At 71.9% G+C, this 16,238-nt stretch carries 10 protein-coding genes and 1 pseudogene; 1 reads left to right on the top strand and 10 read right to left on the bottom strand.

The genetic code is table 11. The features are described from left to right. The 9 genes and pseudogenes from ACH4K1_RS31610 to eccD form a co-directional block, all read right to left on the bottom strand. Positions 1 to 719, bottom strand: a pseudogene (locus tag ACH4K1_RS31610) (sugar-binding protein); the annotation flags it as partial. Beyond that, the gene (locus tag ACH4K1_RS31605) at positions 720 to 1,085 is read right to left on the bottom strand and encodes a hypothetical protein (RefSeq protein ID WP_228993395.1); all 366 of its coding nucleotides are present in this window, start codon (positions 1,083 to 1,085) and stop codon (positions 720 to 722) included. It lies immediately after the preceding pseudogene. A gap of 71 nt (positions 1,086 to 1,156) precedes the next feature. Continuing rightward, positions 1,157 to 1,591: a YbaB/EbfC family nucleoid-associated protein gene (locus ACH4K1_RS31600; protein WP_398092965.1), complete on the bottom strand. Its 435-nt coding sequence runs from the start codon at positions 1,589 to 1,591 to the stop codon at positions 1,157 to 1,159. A 145-nt stretch (positions 1,592 to 1,736) separates the two neighbouring features. After that, positions 1,737 to 5,339, bottom strand: a complete 3,603-nt coding sequence (locus ACH4K1_RS31595) for an AAWKG family protein (RefSeq protein ID WP_398092963.1) — start codon at positions 5,337 to 5,339, stop codon at positions 1,737 to 1,739. Positions 5,340 to 5,435: 96 nt separating this feature from the next. Further along, positions 5,436 to 5,942: a type VII secretion system-associated protein gene (locus ACH4K1_RS31590; RefSeq protein WP_398092962.1), complete on the bottom strand. Its 507-nt coding sequence runs from the start codon at positions 5,940 to 5,942 to the stop codon at positions 5,436 to 5,438. 180 nt (positions 5,943 to 6,122) lie between these two features. Continuing rightward, complete coding sequence (locus tag ACH4K1_RS31585) at positions 6,123 to 6,452, bottom strand: WXG100 family type VII secretion target (RefSeq protein ID WP_228993391.1); 330 nt, start codon at positions 6,450 to 6,452, stop codon at positions 6,123 to 6,125. Between the two features lie 88 nt (positions 6,453 to 6,540). After that, the gene (locus ACH4K1_RS31580) at positions 6,541 to 6,897 is read right to left on the bottom strand and encodes a hypothetical protein (protein ID WP_398092961.1); all 357 of its coding nucleotides are present in this window, start codon (positions 6,895 to 6,897) and stop codon (positions 6,541 to 6,543) included. Between the two features lie 428 nt (positions 6,898 to 7,325). Continuing rightward, on the bottom strand, positions 7,326 to 8,774 hold the full coding sequence (gene eccB / locus ACH4K1_RS31575; protein ID WP_398092960.1) for a type VII secretion protein EccB: 1,449 nt from the start codon (positions 8,772 to 8,774) through the stop codon (positions 7,326 to 7,328). 21 nt (positions 8,775 to 8,795) lie between these two features. Continuing rightward, the gene (gene eccD / locus ACH4K1_RS31570) at positions 8,796 to 10,196 is read right to left on the bottom strand and encodes a type VII secretion integral membrane protein EccD (protein ID WP_398092959.1); all 1,401 of its coding nucleotides are present in this window, start codon (positions 10,194 to 10,196) and stop codon (positions 8,796 to 8,798) included. A 538-nt stretch (positions 10,197 to 10,734) separates the two neighbouring features. On the opposite strand from eccD, the gene eccCa reads away from it, so the two are divergent. Beyond that, positions 10,735 to 14,697, top strand: coding sequence for a type VII secretion protein EccCa (eccCa, locus tag ACH4K1_RS31565; protein WP_398092969.1), 3,963 nt, complete (start codon positions 10,735 to 10,737; stop codon positions 14,695 to 14,697). 246 nt (positions 14,698 to 14,943) lie between these two features. Here eccCa and ACH4K1_RS31560 read toward each other — a convergent pair whose 3' ends face one another. Then, a complete protein-coding gene (locus ACH4K1_RS31560; RefSeq protein ID WP_398092958.1) occupies positions 14,944 to 16,131 on the bottom strand; it encodes a S8 family serine peptidase in 1,188 nt (395 codons plus the stop codon). Positions 16,132 to 16,238 lie beyond the last annotated feature (107 nt).

Raw genomic sequence — 16,238 nt, 5'->3', positions numbered from 1 at the left:
CCGAGGAGGTCCTTGAAGTAGTTCTTGATGGGCTTGAGGAACTTGTCGAAGATCTCCATGAAGCCGGCGGTGAGCGCACCGAAGGCGGCGGCGACGCCGACGTCCTTCCAGTCCACTCCCCCGGGCTTGCGGCCGCCCGTGTTCAGGCCGATCTGCGCCAGCCGGACCGCCAGCGTCTGGATGGCCTCCTGGATGGCCTGACCGAGAGTCGGCGCGATGTGCGACATCCGCACGAGGCGGTCGACGATGATGAGGATCGCGAGCTTGCTCCGGGCCCGCGCCAGGAACATCTGCGACACCGAGGCCCCGCCGGTGAAGGCGATCAGCGCGGCCAGGATCGCCAGTTCGGCGATCAACATGATGATCTCGGCGATGATCTCCCACTTGGATCCCTGGATCTTCTGCGAGTAGTCCACCTGGCCGTCGGCCAGTTCGTCGAGCTGGAGCAGCAACGCCTGGATGGGGTCGGTGCCGCCGGGTTCGTCGGTGAGCATCCGTACGCTCTCGATGTACGGACGGGCCACCTCCGGCGGCAACGCCTTCTCCACGATCTGGATCGTCTCGCGCGAGGCCGCGCGCAGGTCGATCAGGCCCTTCTGGAGAGCGAGGTAGAGCTGACGACTTTCCCACGCCAGATTCTCCCTGGCCTGCAGGGGCATTTCGCCCAGCAGGATCCAGAGCATCGTCCGGACGTCCGGCGGAAAGTCGATCTCCTCCACTTAGTGCCGGCCACCCTCGGAGGAGTCGCCCGGCCCGTCGAGGCTGGACATCTGCCGACCGATCTCGTCGCGCGCGTAGTTCGACACGCCCTCGATGTGCCGCCCGTTGGCCAGGACCGCCTGCCGCAGCCCCCAGAACGCGCTGCCGACCGCCCTGATCAGGTCCAGGCACGCCTGGTTGTTGGCGTCGTACTTGGGCCGCACCGTCTGGGCGAACTCGTCGGTGTACCCCGCCCAGCCCCGGTAGTTCTGCATGTCGGAGATGAAGTTGTCGGCGATCTTCTCCGTCATCAAGGGCAGCTCCTCCATCCTCTCGCCGCCCTCGCGCACACGACCGGGGTCCGCGATGAACTTGCCTGTGGCCATGAATACCTCCCTCGTCGTCCTGCGGTGCACGTTCCGGTGCCGCGGTGCACGTCCTGGTGCCGCGGTGTACGTCAGTCCTCGTGGATCTCGTCGTGCAGGCGGGCCGACGAACGCCTCCCGCCGCCGTGCGGGTCTTCGAGAGCCGAGCCGAAGGCCCGGTCCCAGTCGATGTCCACGCCCCGGATGCCCGTCACCCGGCCGGTGGTCCGCGTGAGCGGCTCGAAGACGTCCATCACCTTGCGGGCCATCTCCGATCTCCCCTCCTGCACCGCCTCCAGGATCGAGGCGGCCAGTTGAGGGCCCGTCATGGACTGGTGCCGGTTGTCCGGGAACTTCAGCGCCGTCAACTCGCCCTGCGGACCGACCGTCACCTCCACGGCGCGGTCCCGCGACCTGACCGTCGCCGAGGACTGGCCGAGTTCGCCCTCGGCGCGTGCCACGGCCTCCTGCACAGCCGTGAGTTCGGCCATGGCCGCGGCCAGCTTCTTCTCCATCGAGTCGCTCAACAGTCGCCCTTCCACCTGCGCGTACACCATTCTGTCGTACGCGTGTGCGTGCTACGAACTCCCCCGCGCCCGAACGGTTTCGGAGCGGTTCCCCTGCCTCTCCCCCGGCCCGTTCGGGCCCCGGCCGTGACCGTAGGGACGCTTCCTAGCGTCCGATCACCGCCGGTGCGCCCCCTTCGTCGGTGCCCCAGACGTCCTCGTCCTCCGGCACCCAGGAGTCGCGGGTGCGCTCGCCGCTCTGGGTCGCGGTCTGACCGGGCGCGCCGCCCCCGCCCGGGGCGCCGGCCATCGGCGGGAGGAAGGGGGAGCTGCCGGCGGTCGGGCCTCCGGTGGCCACCCGCACCTCGTCGTCGGCGTACCGGCCGCCCGGGCCGGGAACACCGGCGCCGGGCCGCCCGCGGCGGTTCCTGGACACCGATCCGTCGATGACGTTGCGGACGCGCTCGCCGGAGTCCGACTGGCCTCCGCCGCCACCCATGCCGCCACCCATACCGCCGCCCATACCGCCGCCCATGCCGCCGCCCATCGGGGCTCCGCCCATCGGCGCGCCGCTGCCGCCCTCGCCCGGGGAGGAGCCGCCGGGGCCGGGGAACGGCCCGCTGTTCAGGAACGGGCGGTTGTGGCTCGGGGCGCCCGACCCGCCGGAGGCCCCGTTGCCCGCCAGGGGCGACTCGTACGGCTTCTCGTCGAACAGTTCCTCCTCGTAGGAGGCGGGGTCGTACGGAGAAGGCGTGTACCCGGGCAGCCGGTCGCCGAGCGAACCGAGGTCGAGCGAGCCGGGGTTGAGCCGTCCGGAGTCGAAGTGGGCCGGGCCGGACTCGTCCAGGTACCCCGAGACGGTCGAGCCGTCGGGCCGGGTGACGGTGGTGGTGCCGGTGTCCGGGTTGATGGTCTGGGTGGAGCCGTCCGGGAATTCCGTGACCACGTTGCCACCGGGGTCCAGGTGGGTGACGCTGCCGCCGGGGTTGGTCAGGAGGTCCCCGGTGTTGAGCGGACCGGAGATGACGGAGCCGTCGGGCCGGGTGACGGTCGAGGAGTGGGTGTTCGGGTCGATCGTGACCTTGGAGCCGTCGGGGTACTCGGTGATCACCCGGCCGTCCGCGTCGAGCCGCGACTCGCCGCCGCCGGGGAGTTCGAGGGGGCCGTCGTTGACGGGGCCGGTGATGGGGGTGGACGACAGGTCGGGGAACTCGCCCCCGCCGAAGAGGTCGCGCCGGGAGCTGTCGAACTCGGCCTCCGCCTCGGCCTGCCTCCGCTCCTGCTCCTGCCGGACTTCTTCCTGCTTGGCCTCGGCTTCCTTCTGCCGGGCTTCCTGCTCGGCCCGGACCTCCTCCTGCTTGGCTTCCTGTTCCTCACGGAGCCGGTCCTGCTTGGCCTCCTGCTCCTCGCGGATGCGGTCCGCCTTGGCCTCCGCCTCGGCCTGCTTCTGCTCGGCCTCCTTCTGCCGGGCCTCCTGCTCGGCCTTGGCCTCCGCCTCCTTGGCCTCCGCCTTGGCTTCCTGCTCCGCCTGCTTCTGCTCCGCCTTCGCCTCGGCCTCGGCCTGCTTCTTCTCCTGCTCGGCCTGCTGCTGCTCCTGGCGGTCCTCCTGCTCGGTGCGGATGCGGTCCTGCTTCTGCTCCGCCTCGGCCTGCTTCTGCTCCGCCTCCTTCTCCTTGGCGGCCTGCTCCGCCTTGGCCTCCGCCTCCTTCGCCTCCTGCTTGGCCTCCTGTTCGGCCTGCTTCTGCTCGGCCTCCTGCTCCTTCGCCTCCTGCTCGGCTCTGGCCTCCGCCTCCTTGGCCTCCTGCTCGGCCCTGGCCTGGGCCTCCTTGGCCTCCTGCTCCTTCTTCGCCTCCTCCTGCTGGGTCCTGGCCTGGTTCATCTGCATCATCTGCATGTTCTCCGCACGGGCCTGGGCCTCGGCCTGCTTGGCCTCCTGCTCCTTGCGGACCTGTTCCTGCTTGGCCTCCTGCTCGGCGCGGAGCTGCTCCTGCTTGGCCTCCTGCTGGGCCTGCTTCTCCTCCGCCTCCTTCTCCTTGGCCTCCTGTTCGGCCTTGGCCTCCGCCTCCTTGGCCTCCGCCTTCGCCTCCGCTTCGGCCGCCTTGGCCTCCGCCTCCTTCTCCTTCGCCTCCTGCTTGGCCTCCTGCTCGGCCTCCTTGGCCGCCGCCTTGGCCTCGGCCTCCTTCTCCTTGCGCTCCGCCTCGGCCTTGGCCTCCGCCTCCTTGCGCTCGGCCTCCGCCTTGGCTTCGGCCTCCTTGCGCTCGGCCTCCGCCTTGGCCTCGGCCGCCTTGCGCTCGGCCTCCTCCTTCTCCTTCTTCCGCTCCGCCTCGGCCTTGGCGGCCTGGTCCTTCTGCCACTGGATGAACTCCGCCTGCTTCCGGGCGGCTTCCTCGGCGGCGGCCTTGGCCGCGGCGGCGTCGGCTTCCGCCTTCTCCTCGGCGAGTTCGGCCTTCTCCTCCTTGTAGTCGGAGGCCAGGGTGCTGCTGGTGCCCCGGGACTTCACGGAGCCCAGCTCGAACTTGCTGTTGCTCCAGCTGTCGCGCACCTTCGTCATGGCCGTGACCGCAGCGGTGTCGAGGTGGTCCTCGACGGTCTGCTTCCACATGAGGAGGGCCTTGTTGCCGATCTCCACCCAGGTGGAGAGCTCCTTGAGCTCCCCGAACTCCTTCGCCTCGACGCTCAGCGGCATGTCGCCCTTACCGGTGATCGCGTCGATGGCGGCCTGGTTGCTGAACCCCTCCTCCGAGATGTAGTTCGTGTGGGTGGTGTAGCCGCCGCCGTACGACCCGTAGGTCTCGATCTCGTACGTGATCTTCGTGATGTTGTTGTCCCACACGTACTTCATGACCGCCGACAGCAGCGTGTGCAGCACCGTGAGCGGATTCCCGTACTGCCACTGCCACTTCGCCCACGCGCTGTGGAGGTCCCACACCGCGGCCCGGAAGTCCTTCTTCGCCTGCCGGATCTCGTCGCCCTGCTTCGACCCGACCGAGCCGCCCCCGCCGGGCTTCATGTCGTCGGCGTAGTCCGTGTACTGCTCGTTGATCTTGTTGATCAGGTCCCAGAAGACTCCGGCGGCCTTGCCCCGCCACGCCTTGTCCTTCTCCGTCCCGACCCTCCTCTGCCATTCCTCCACGATCTTCTGCTGGGCGGAGAAGAACTCGGCGACGCGGTCGAACGCCCCGGCCACCGTGTCGAAGTTGGCGAGGGTCACCGAGTCGGGGTCCTTCACGGGCGACGCGTTCCAGCTGAAGCCGTGGGTGCCTTCCTTCTCGTTGTTGAGCAGCTCCTCCAGGGCGAGCCCGGTGCCGTAGGCGTAGCGCGCGGTCGGCGTGGTGTCCCAGGTCGGCTTGCCGTCCATCCCCAGGTGGCCGTCGATGGTGCTGGAGAACTTCCCGCCCTCCTGGTACCCCTGGCTCGGTACCCGGCCGTCGCCCTTGCTGCCGAGCAGGGTGATGCGCGCCTTGTACATCGACACGTCGGAGCCCGTGCCGCCCTTGGCGTGGTAGAAGGGGATGACGAAGTCGGTGTTGTTGATGTCGGAACCGGCGTTCTCGTAGAGCCAGTTCAGATCCTCGGTGTCGACGTAGTCGACGTAGCCGACGTCGGAGATCTCCACCTTCATCAGGGGGATGCCCTCGTTGCCGACGAGCGCGTCGAACAGGTCGTCCCGCTTCGGCGCCATGAATCCCGTGAAGAAGCCGACCGCCTCGGCCCACTGGTCGTTGGAACCGCCGAGGTCTTCGGTGATCTTGCTGGAGTCGAGCGCCATGCCGGGATGCCTTTTCGTCGGGAGAGACGGACAGGGGGACAGAGGGGCGGGGTGCGGGCCGCGGGCCGGCGGCCCGGCCGGCGGCGGTGGCGGCGGCTAGTCGTCGTCCTCGTCGTCGCCGCCGGAGCCTCCGCCCGAGGATTCGGAGAGCACCTCGTCCACGCCTTCGAAGAAGTCGACCATGTCCTTGCCGTCGATCTTCTCCAGGTTGCCGTCCTGGGTCTTGAACAGCTTCTCGATCGTTTCTTCCAGGTCCTCCTCGATCTGCTCGAAGAGGTCGACCTGGAGTTTGAGGATGTCGTCGAGCTGATCGACCATCTCGTTCAGGCACTTGACCAGGTAGCCGCCGTTGGTGCGGCCCTTCTCGTCGGCCGCCATCGTCCCGATCGCGAGCGGCGTGGCCTGTCCGTCGTGGAAGCCGGCCGCGGTCTTGGAGCCGTCGGTGCCGCCCTGCAGCGTGGGAATGCCGGGCACGGTCACGCCGTCGGACGTGGTGCCGTCGTCCCGCATCTTCTTGACCGCGGCGAGGAACGGTTTGACGTCGTCGTCGAGGAAGTTCTGCAGCCACGCCTTGTTGAGATTGAGCGGGGGTGCTTCCGCCATGTCGCACTTCTCCTGTCGTCCGAGGTGTCCGTGGGCCCACGGGGCCGGTGCCCGGCAGCCGGGGCCCGCCGGATGCGAGGGGCGGCGGGCCCGCCGGCCCCGGCGGCAGCGGGCGGCCGTTCGCGCGGAGGTCGCACGCGGACGGCCGCCCGAGGAGGACCGGGGGCGTGCCGCCCGTGGTCAGCTGCCGATGCGCACGCTCTCCCAGAGCGACTTCAGGGAGTTCTCGCTGTACTGGTAGCTGCCCGACACATCGTTCAGCAGGGCCGAGTGCTCGGCGAGGATGCGCTTCATCTCCTCGACGGCGTTGTTCCAGGCCGCCTGCTTCTCGGTGTACACCGCCTTGTCCTCACCTTCCCAGCTGCGCTGGAGCTCCTGGAGCTCGGCTTCCAGGTTGGTGAGGATGCTGTCGATCGCCTTGGTCTGCTGGACCATGTCGTCGGCGGCGTTCTCCATGTGGGAGTAGTCGACGTAGATCTGGCCGTCGGTGAAGTCAAGCGGGGGGGTCATGGTCTTCCTCGTCTCGCGGCAGGTGCGTCAGGGACAGGGGCGTGCGGGGTCCGGGCACCGCTCAGGGCTCCGGGCGGCGAAGGGGTGGTCAGCGGCCCGCGGTGGAGCCGGCGAGCGCGTTGAAGACCGCCTCGGAGCGGCTGAACGCCTGCTGGATCGCGTCGTTCGAGTTGTTCTGCTGGATGCCCTGCGCGCGCATGGTCTCCTCCAGCGTCGTGATCATGTCGCGGAGGTTGCTGGAGATGATCTCCGCCTGCTGGTCCCATCGGTCGAGCAGCTTCTGGAACGCGCCACCGTCGCTGCCGGCGTAGCCGGAGGCGAGGTTGTGCTTCATGTTCTCCACGTCCTGGCGGCTGTTCTGCACGCCGGTGAAGGCCATCTCCAGCGCGGTGACACCGTTCTGAGTGGCTGACGCCAGTGACTGCTGTGTGCCCGTACCTGACATGTTGTTGCGCCTCCTGATGTGTCGCGCCGCCGGTTCCGGTTCCCGCCCGGCGCGGTGGCCGGCCGGACGCGGCCGGAGGGCCGGCATCCGCATGGTCTGGACGAACGGAGCCTAAGGAAAAGGGTGTTGACGATTCAATGACTTGCGTCATCTTCTCGGCCCCGGCCCCGCTTTTGGGGTGATTCGCGAAGGAGATTTGATCTGGATCTGAGGTGGGCCCCTTGCGGAATCACCTTCTGAATGGATCCGTTTCTCCGTGCCCGAACGGGCAATGCCCGAACGGACAATGCCCGTTACGGGCCACGGTATTGCCGGACCCCTTCGGGGAGGAGGAGGGTGGGCCCCCGCCTCCCGTTGTCACGACACACGCATTTATCGGCGGTGTCACGCGCTATTCACCTCCTCCCGTCCGACCCGCCCACCGGTGCTCACTTCCGGTCGCAGCGGGGGGCCGTGTTCGTGTTACGGCCGAGGGCCGCGGCCTCCTTCGTGAGGTCCGGGCCGGTCGGCAGCATGGCCAGCAGCGGCGCCGGCAGCCCACGCGCCTGGCCTTCGCTGTAGCCGAGGGCGGCGAGCCCGTCGGCGGAGCCGACCCGGTACTTCATCCCGGTGTCGGTCACCAGGTAGACGGTGGCGCCGACCGTGCTCCCGCTCGCCCCGAGCGCCCGGACCAGGGCCCCGCCGCCCGGCCGTACGCTGATCGTGCCGACCGGCATGCAGGCCGGGGTGAGACCCTCGGGCGGGGCCTGCGCGGCGGGGCCCAGGGTGCCCGTGCCGGTCAGTGCCACGCTGATGCGCGGGCCGCGCTCGCTCGGCTGGACGCGGATGCATACGGTGCGGTCCTCGCCGAGGGCCACCGCCTCCGGCGGCTCTGAAGGCAGGTTCGCTTCCTCCGCGCCGCCCCCGGCGCCGGGGGCCAGATGGCCGCTCAGCACGTCCGCGCCCAGGGCCACGACGTTGGCCGCGCCTCCCCCGTACACCTTCTCGCGGGTCTCCGGGTCACCGAGCACCAGCGCCGCCCCGGTCGCCGTGAGAGGGGTCAGCCCCTCCTCGCGCAGCAGGTGGTAGCGGTCGGCGGAGCCGGGCACGGTGACCCGGAAGACCTGGCCGATCCGGGATTCCGCACCGCCCAGCGAGGGGCCCTTCCTCCCCTTGCCGGGTACGTCCGGCGGGCGCAGGTCGGGCCCCGAGGGCAGGGCGTTGAGGAAGGCGGCGGAGACGGGCAGCCGCGGTGTGGAGCCGTAGCCGAGGGCCTCGCGGGCGCGGGTGGCGGTGTCGAGCAGCAGCTTGCTGCCGCGCCAGACCAGGTAGTCGGCCCGGTCCGGCCCCTTCACCAGCATGGCCTGGTCGGTGGGCAGCCCGGTGGCGTCCGCCGGGAGGCCCACCGCGACGGTGGTGCCGGTGCCGCCGGTCCCGCTGCCCGAGCAGACCTGCCAGGGGCCGGTGTCCAGATCGCCGCCGGCGGGCAGCGCGTCCGGGGCGCCGCTGATGCCGACGGGTGATCCGTGCGGGGTTCCGCTCAGGGACTTGGAGCCGACCGTCACCGCCTTCATGTCGGCGCCCGCGAGCAGCCGCGCCGACGCGTAGTTGCGCACCGGGCGCAGCCGGCCCTCCAGGTAGAGGTAGCGGGAGCCGGTGTCCTTGTTCACGACGAGGGTTCCGGCCGCCCGCCAGGAGTCCTTGGTGCCGGGCTTGAGGAGGCCGAGGACGAAGGACCCGGCCGAGAGCAGGACGGCGATCACGATGCCGATCACCACCCCCCGGTTGGTCCGGCCCTGCGGGCTCTCCGGGGCGTCGGGGTCGGCGCGGAGCAGGCCGGAGGTCAGCCGGCCCATGACGAACATGTGGGCCTGGACCTGATCGCGTTTGGACTGCACGGCAGCGGGTCTCCCTTCCGGTCAGCCGTTGATGGACCGCAGGGCGCCGTACACGCCGAGCACCCACAGGGCGAGCGGGAGCACGGCGATCGCCAGGGCCGAGTGGAGCAGTTCGCCCGCGCGGCCCCAGTAGGGGACGAGCCGGCGGCCGGGCACGGTCCAGGCGGCGATGGCGACCGCGGCCGCCGCCGCGAGCAGGCCCGCCGCCGTGACCAGCCGGTTCCCCGGGGTCGCGACGGGAAGGGCGACCAGCACCAGCAGGAGCAGCCCCAGCACCCCCGGGGCCACCAGGGACATGCGCTGCCAGATGTTGCCGAGGCCCCGGGCGTGCAGGACGAGCAGCAGGCAGAGGGCCACCGTCATGATGATCTCGGCCAGTTCGCGCTCCCGGGCCAGGACGGCCACGCACGCGGCGCCGACCAGACCCACCGCCCCGTACAGCGAGGTCATCCAGCCGTCGGCGAGGACGGCGCGGGCCGAGACCGCGGAGGCGGCGTGCGGTTCGATGCCCTCCTGCAACTGCTGGGCGTTGGTCGGCAGGGGAGGCATCCGCATCCCGGACATCCGGAACGCCAGCGAGGGGACGAAGGCCCCCAGGACGACCGCCAGGACGGCGAGGATGCCCGCGGTGTCCACCGGCGCCAGGTCCGTGGTCAGGAGCAGGACGGCGGCGAGGGCGGCGAACAGCGAGACGACGGCGACGCTCAGGAAGAGCGCGGCGAACGCGGCCACGACGGCGAGCGCGAGCACGGCCCCGCCGGCCATCGCCGCGCTCGCCGCGAGGAGCCGCGCGCCCAGCGTCTCGTACGCGTGCGGTCCGCCGAGTTCGCCGCCGGGCAGCAGCCAGCCGGCCAGCGCCAGGTAGGGCCCCACCATGAAGCCGAGTGCGGCTCCGGCGCCCGCGTCCCCGACCGCCCGGCTCGCCGCGCCGGAGCCCGCGAGCAGGAGAAGGCCGGCCGCGGTGGCGAAGACGGCCCGGGAGAGCGAGGACCCGCCGGGCCAGGCGATCACCACGACGCCGCCGGCGAGGACCGCGACAACGATGCCGAGCAGCACCCGGCGGCTCACCTTGGAGGTCCAGCCGAAGGGGTGGTCGCGCATGGTGGTGGAGATGCCGTCGACCAGGTCGTCGAGGTGCACCTCGGGCAGGGCCTCGGTGCGCGGCCGGAGGTAGAGGGTGTCGCCGTCGCGCAGACCGTAGGAGTCGAGGGTGAGTTCCTCGTCCAGGGGCTCGCCGCCGAGCCGCTGGAGCACCCAGCCGCCGTGGTCGATGCCGGCTTCTTCGAGGTTGTCGCCCGCGTAGCCGAGCACGGCGGGCAGCAGGTCCGCCACGGGGACGTCGGCGGGCACGGCGAGATCGATGCTCCTGGCAGGAGCTCGTACCGTCAGACGGCACAGCTCGGCCACCTGAGTGTCAGTCATCGGGATGGCTCACGCTTCTCCGGTTACTGCTGAGAACGGGCGGGGGGAACAGGGTTTGGCGGACCGGTGAACAGCATGATTCGACGGGGGTTCCAAACCGTTGTCCGGTGACGGTTGTTGGCAGCCGATACGGCGATCGTAATATCAGCCGCCTAGTGTGGACCATGTGCACCGCGGTGCGGAATGCGAAACGGCCGTCCTCGCAGGGCGAATTGCGGCGGATAAGGCCGTGGAGCACGAAGGGCGGTCCGGCATGCGCTGTTCCGGGCGGAGGGGCGGCGGCCGCGCGGCCGGGGTCCGGAGCGGTGGTGTAGCAGAACTGTGACACGGCGGTCCGGCGTCGGCCGTCGTCCTCCGCGGGCGGTCCGGACGGGCTTTCGGCCCCGGCCGGAACGCGGCGTAGGGTGCGGGCACGGCGAAGGCCCGTCCGACGTCCCGGCCGCGGTCCACGGCGGCGGGTGCGCTCCCGGCGACGGCGCCGACGTCGTTCCGCCCGCTCTCCCCCCTTGTTGTCCCCGAAGGAGACGGTTCCTTGAGCGTGATCCTGTTCCGCCGCCCGGCCCGACGCCGGGGCCCGGAGATGCCCGACGGGGAGCTGAACCTCCAGGAACCGCCGATCCTCCCCGAGACGGTGCCCGACACCTCCGCCGTGTGGACGTACCTGCCCATGGCGCTGATGTCGGTCTCCATGATGTTCATGTTCATGCGGCCCGGCATGACCCGGGGCTCCGGGGGGTTCATCTACATAGCCCTGGGGCTGATGGTCCTCGGTGCCGCCGCGATGTTCATCGGCCAGTTCATGCGCCGGGCGGCGGAGCGCAAGCAGAAGCTCAAGGGCGAGCGCAGGGACTACCTGCGCTACCTCACCCAGATCCGCCGCAAGGTGCGCGGAGCCGTCGTGGACCAGCAACTGGCCCTGGCCTGGCGGCACCCCGAGCCCGCCGCCCTGTGGTCGATGACCGGGACCACCCGGCTGTGGGAGCGGCGTCCGAGGGACGAGGACTTCGGCGAGATCCGCATGGCCGTGGGCGAGCAGAAGCTCGGCCTGAAACTGACCTCGACCTCCACGAACCCGGTGGAGGACCTGGAGCCGCTCAGCGCCCACGCGTTGCGCAGCTTCATCCGCGCCTACTCGACGGTGCCGGAGCAGCCCATCGCGATCTACCTGCGCGCCTGGGCCCGGGTGCTGTTCCAGGGCGACGAGGAGCGGATACGTTCCCTGGCGCGGGCGCTGGTGGCCCAGTTGGCCACCTTCCACTCGCCGGACGACGTGTGGATCGCGCTGTGCGTCTCCGACGAGCGGCGCGCGGACTGGGAGTGGACGAAGTGGCTCCCCCACAGCCTCCATCCGCACGACACCGACGGCGCGGGCCCGACCCGGATGACCGTCTCCGCCTGGGGCGAGCTGGAGAACCTCCTCGGGGCGGAGTTCATGGAGCGGCCGCAGTTCGACCCGGACGCGGTGCCCGGACGCGAGGAGCCGTTCACGGTGATCGTCGTGGACGGCGGGACCGTCCCGGCCGGCCACCGCCTGGACGGTCCCGGCTTCCGCAACACGGTCGTCCTGGACCTCAGCGGCGCGCTCTCCTGGCGGCCGGGACGCATCACCCTGCGCTTCCGGGTCGACGAGGACGAGCTCGGCCTGGTGCGCACCGACCGCGAGCGCAAGGAGCAGGTCACCCGGCTCGGACGGCCCGACGGCCTCGGGCCGACCGGCGCGTTGGCGCTGGCCCGGCGGCTCGCCCCGTACCGCATGGGACTGGGCTCGGCGTCGGACTCCTCCGAACCGCTCTCCGCCAACGTGGAGCTGACCACGTTGCTGGGCATCCCCGACCTGCACCGCCACGACCCGAACGCGCTGTGGCAGCAGCACACCGGGCCCAACCGGCTGAAGGTGCCGATCGCGGTCGGCGCGGACGGCGAGCCGGTCGAGCTGGACATCAAGGAGTCCGCCCAGGGCGGCACCGGACCGCACGGGATGCTGATCGGCGCCACCGGTTCCGGCAAGAGCGAGCTCCTGCGGACCCTGGTCCTCTCGCTCGCCCTGACCAACTCCTCGGAGACGCTCAACTTCGTCCTGGTCGACTTCAAGGGCGGCGCCACCTTCCTGGGTCTGGACGAACTCCCGCACACCTCCGCCGTCATCACCAACCTGGCGGGCGAGGCCGCGCTGGTCGGACGCATGCAGGACGCCCTGCACGGCGAGCTGATGCGGCGGCAGGAGCTGCTGCGTTCGGCGGGCAACTACACCTCCGCGCTGGACTACGAGAAGGCCCGCGCGTCGGGCGTGCCGCTGGAGCCGCTGCCCAGCCTGTTCGTCGTCGTCGACGAGTTCAGCGAACTGCTGGCGGCCCACCGCGAGTTCATGGAGCTGTTCGTGATGATCGGCCGCCTCGGCCGGTCCCTCGGAGTACACCTGCTCCTCGCCTCGCAGCGGCTGGACGAGGGCCGTATGCACCAGTTGGAGAGCCACCTCTCCTACCGGATCGGTCTGCGGACGTTCTCCGCGATGGAGAGCCGCGGCGTGCTCGGCGTGCCCGACGCCTACCAGCTGCCCTCGGCGCCCGGCAGCGGCTTCCTCAAGTCGGGCGTGGAGGCGCTGACCCGGTTCCGCGCCGCCTACGTCTCCGGCCCGTACCAGCAGCGCCGCGGCGGCGCCGACCAGGCGCGGGTGGCCAGCCAGACCGTGCCGTGGACCAGCGGCTACGTCGTACCGCGCCAGCTGCCGGACGCGCCGGAGCCCGAGCCCGAGCAGGAGGAGACCGGTGAGACCCTGCTCTCGGTCGCCGTGGAGCGGCTGCTGACCGCCGGGCCACCGGCCCATCAGGTGTGGCTGCCGCCGCTGGACCTCCCCGCCACGCTCGACCAGGTGCTGCCGCCGCTCACCCCGCACCCCGAGTACGGGCTGACGACCGACGCGGCGCACCGCGGGCGGCTCACCGTCCCCCTGGGCATCATCGACCGCCCCTTCGACCAGCTCCGCGATCTGCTGACCGTGGACCTCTCGGGCGCGGGCGGGCACATCGCCATCGCGGGCGGTCCGCAGAGCGGCAAGAGCACGATGGTCCGGACGATCATCACCGCGCTGGCGCTCACCCACACCCCCCGCGAAGTCCAGTTCTACTGCCTCGACTTCGGCGGCGGCACGCTCGCGGCCCTGGCCGGCCTGCCGCACGTCAGCGGTGTCGCGGCGCGGCTGGACGCCGAGCGGGTGGGCCGTACGATCTCCGAGGTGACCGCCCTGCTGGCCGAGCGCGAGCGGTTCTTCCTGGACCACGGCATCGACTCCATGGCGACGTTCCGCCGCCGCCTGGCCGCCGGGGAGTTCCCCGAGCACCGGCACGGCGACGTGTTCCTGGTGATCGACGGCTGGTCGACGGTGCGCCAGGACTTCGACCGGTACATCCAGACGTTCGGCGCGATCGCCGCGCGCGGCCTGAACTACGGCATCCACCTGATCGTCACCACCGCCCGCTGGGTGGAGGTGACCTCCGCGATCCGGGACCAGGCCGCGACCCACCTGGAGTTGCGGATGGGCGACCCGATGGACTCCGAGATCGACAACCGGCGCGCCGCGACCGTGCCCCGGCTGCCGGGGCGCGGTCTGACCCGGGACGCCAAGCTGCACTACCTCACCGCGCTGCCGCGCATCGACGGCGTCGAGTCCGCCGACGACCTCTCCGACGGGGTGGCCGGCCTGGTGGCGGCGGTGCGGGAGAGCTGGCAGGGCCCGCCCGCGCCGCCGGTGCGGATGCTGCCCACCCGGCTCAAGCTGTCCGAACTCCCGGCCCCCAAGGGCGATTTCAAGATGCCCATCGGCCTGGAGGAGGAGCGGCTTTCCACGGTGTGGCACGACTTCTCCGAGACCCCCCACATGATCGTGGTCGGGGACACGGAGAGCGGCAAGACCAACATGCTGCGGTTGACGGCCAAGGCGATCATGGACCGGTACACCCCCGCCGAGGCGCGGATCATGGTCGTGGACTACCGCCGCGCCCTGGTGGAGGCCGTCCCGGACTCCTACCGGCTCGGTCACGCGGTCTCCATGGACGCCCTCAAGGAGTTGATCGGCGGCGCCGCGCGGGCGGTCGCGGCGCGCGTACCGGGCCCGGAGATCACCCCGGCCCGGATGCGGACGTGCGACTGGTGGGACGGCCCCCGGCTGTTCATCCTCGTGGACGACTACGACATGCTCGGCACCAGCGCGATGAACGCGCCGTTCGACCCGCTGCTGAACCATCTCGCGCTCGGCTACGAGGTCGGCCTGCACATGGTCGTCGCCCGCTCGGCCGCCGGTGCGGGCCGCGGCCTGGGGGAACCCGTGCTGCGGCGCATGCAGGAGGTCAACACCCCGACGCTGCTGCTGTCGTGCCCGCCCTCGGAGGGCTTCATCCTGGGCAGCGTCAAGGGCCGGAACCTGCCGCCGGGCCGGGGTACGCGGGTGACGCGGCGCAAGCAGATCCAGGTGCAGACGGCCGTGCTGGAGGACGAGGAGTCCTGAGCGGCGGTCCGGGCGGGCCCCGGGCCCTCGGCGGCCCGGGTACTCCCGGAGCGCCGAGCCCGGGTACTCCCGGGCCGCCGAGCCCGGGTACTCCCGGGCCGCCGAGGGGTCGGGAAGGCCCAGGGGGCCCGGAGGGCCCAAGAGGCCCGGGAAGGCCCAGGGTGGTCCGGGGAGGCCCAGGGTGGTCCGGGGAGGGGCCGGGTGCGTCTCTCCCCGCACGCCCTCAACAGCCCTGCTCCGGCCTCCTCAGCGCCCCGCGGGACGCCAGCCGCGGGCCCGGCCGCGCGGGATCACCACCGCGGCCGCCGCGACCAGCAGCACCACACCGCCGCCCACGCCGGCCGCGACCAGCGCGCGGGTGCGGGGCTCCGCCGGGGGCGGCGGCGGGACCTCCGCCCGCTCCGGCCGGGGCGCCGTCCCCTTCTCCTCCGTCAGGACGGCCGTCAGGGCGGCGTACGGATCGAGTCGCGGCGGGCTCGCCGGGTAGGCCGCCTCGGTCAGGCGGCGCGCCACGTCGGCGGCCGGGAGCTCCGGGTGGCGCGCCCGCACCTGGGCCGCCGCCCCCGCGACGTGCGCGGCGGCGAACGAGGCTCCGTAGCCGATGAAGTGGCCCGGCCCCTCGGGGCCGATGCTCACCACCGCGTCGCCGGGCGCGGCCAGGTCCGCTCCGCCCACCACGGGCGCGTTGGCGGGGCGCCGCCCGTCCGGCCCGTAGTCCGTCACGCCGATCGCCCCCGGGGCGGCGGCGGGCCAGTACCAGGGGGCGGGCGCGGCGTTCCTCGGCAGCGCGTCCGGGGCGAGGGGGGCCACGACCAGCGCGTCCTTGTCGCTCGCGTAGGCGACGGCCTTCGTCAGCTCGGCCCGGCCGTGGGCCAGGGCGGCGGCGACGTAGATGACGGACGCGCCCTCGTCGGCCGCCGTGCGTATTCCGGCGGCGACCTGGTCCACCGTGGACCCGCCGCGCTCGTCGGCGCCCCGTACGGCGAGGATGCGCGCCTCGGGCGCCAGTCCGGCCGGCCCCCCGTCGCCGCCCGGGGCCGCCGCGATCAGACCGGCCGCGAACGTGCCGTGCCCGACGCAGTCCCGGCCCGCGTCCCCGATCGCGGTCACCCGCCCGGAGAGCGCCGGGGCCGACTCCGCGACCCCCGTGCCGACCACCGCGACCGTCTGTCCGGCCCCCTGGGAGAGCGGCCGTGCGCGGGCCGCGCCCAGCGCGCCCATGGTCCAGGGCTCGGACCGGGCCTTCACCTTCGAGGCTTCGACGCAGGCGTCGTCCTCCGCCAGTACGGAGCGCACGACGGGGAGTCCCACGGAATCGGCCGCCGCGGGCACGGCTCCGACCGCGCCCAGCGCGGTCGGGAGCACGGCGAGCGACAGGGCGGCGGCGACGGCCGCGGCCCGGGGGCGGCGGGGGCGAACTCGGGCAGGGGGCATGGCGCGCATGATAGGCCGAACGGATGACGGCACGCCGCACGGGAGCCGGCGCCCCGCCCATCGCGTCCGGCCCGAACTCTCCTGTCCCACCTGGAACATCGCGGCAC

Source organism: Streptomyces sp. NPDC017448 (assembly GCF_044330565.1).
In the GTDB taxonomy this organism is placed as follows: domain Bacteria; phylum Actinomycetota; class Actinomycetes; order Streptomycetales; family Streptomycetaceae; genus Streptomyces.
Note: the sequence above shows the minus strand (reverse complement) of the source record. Positions and strands in the feature narration are given on the sequence as shown.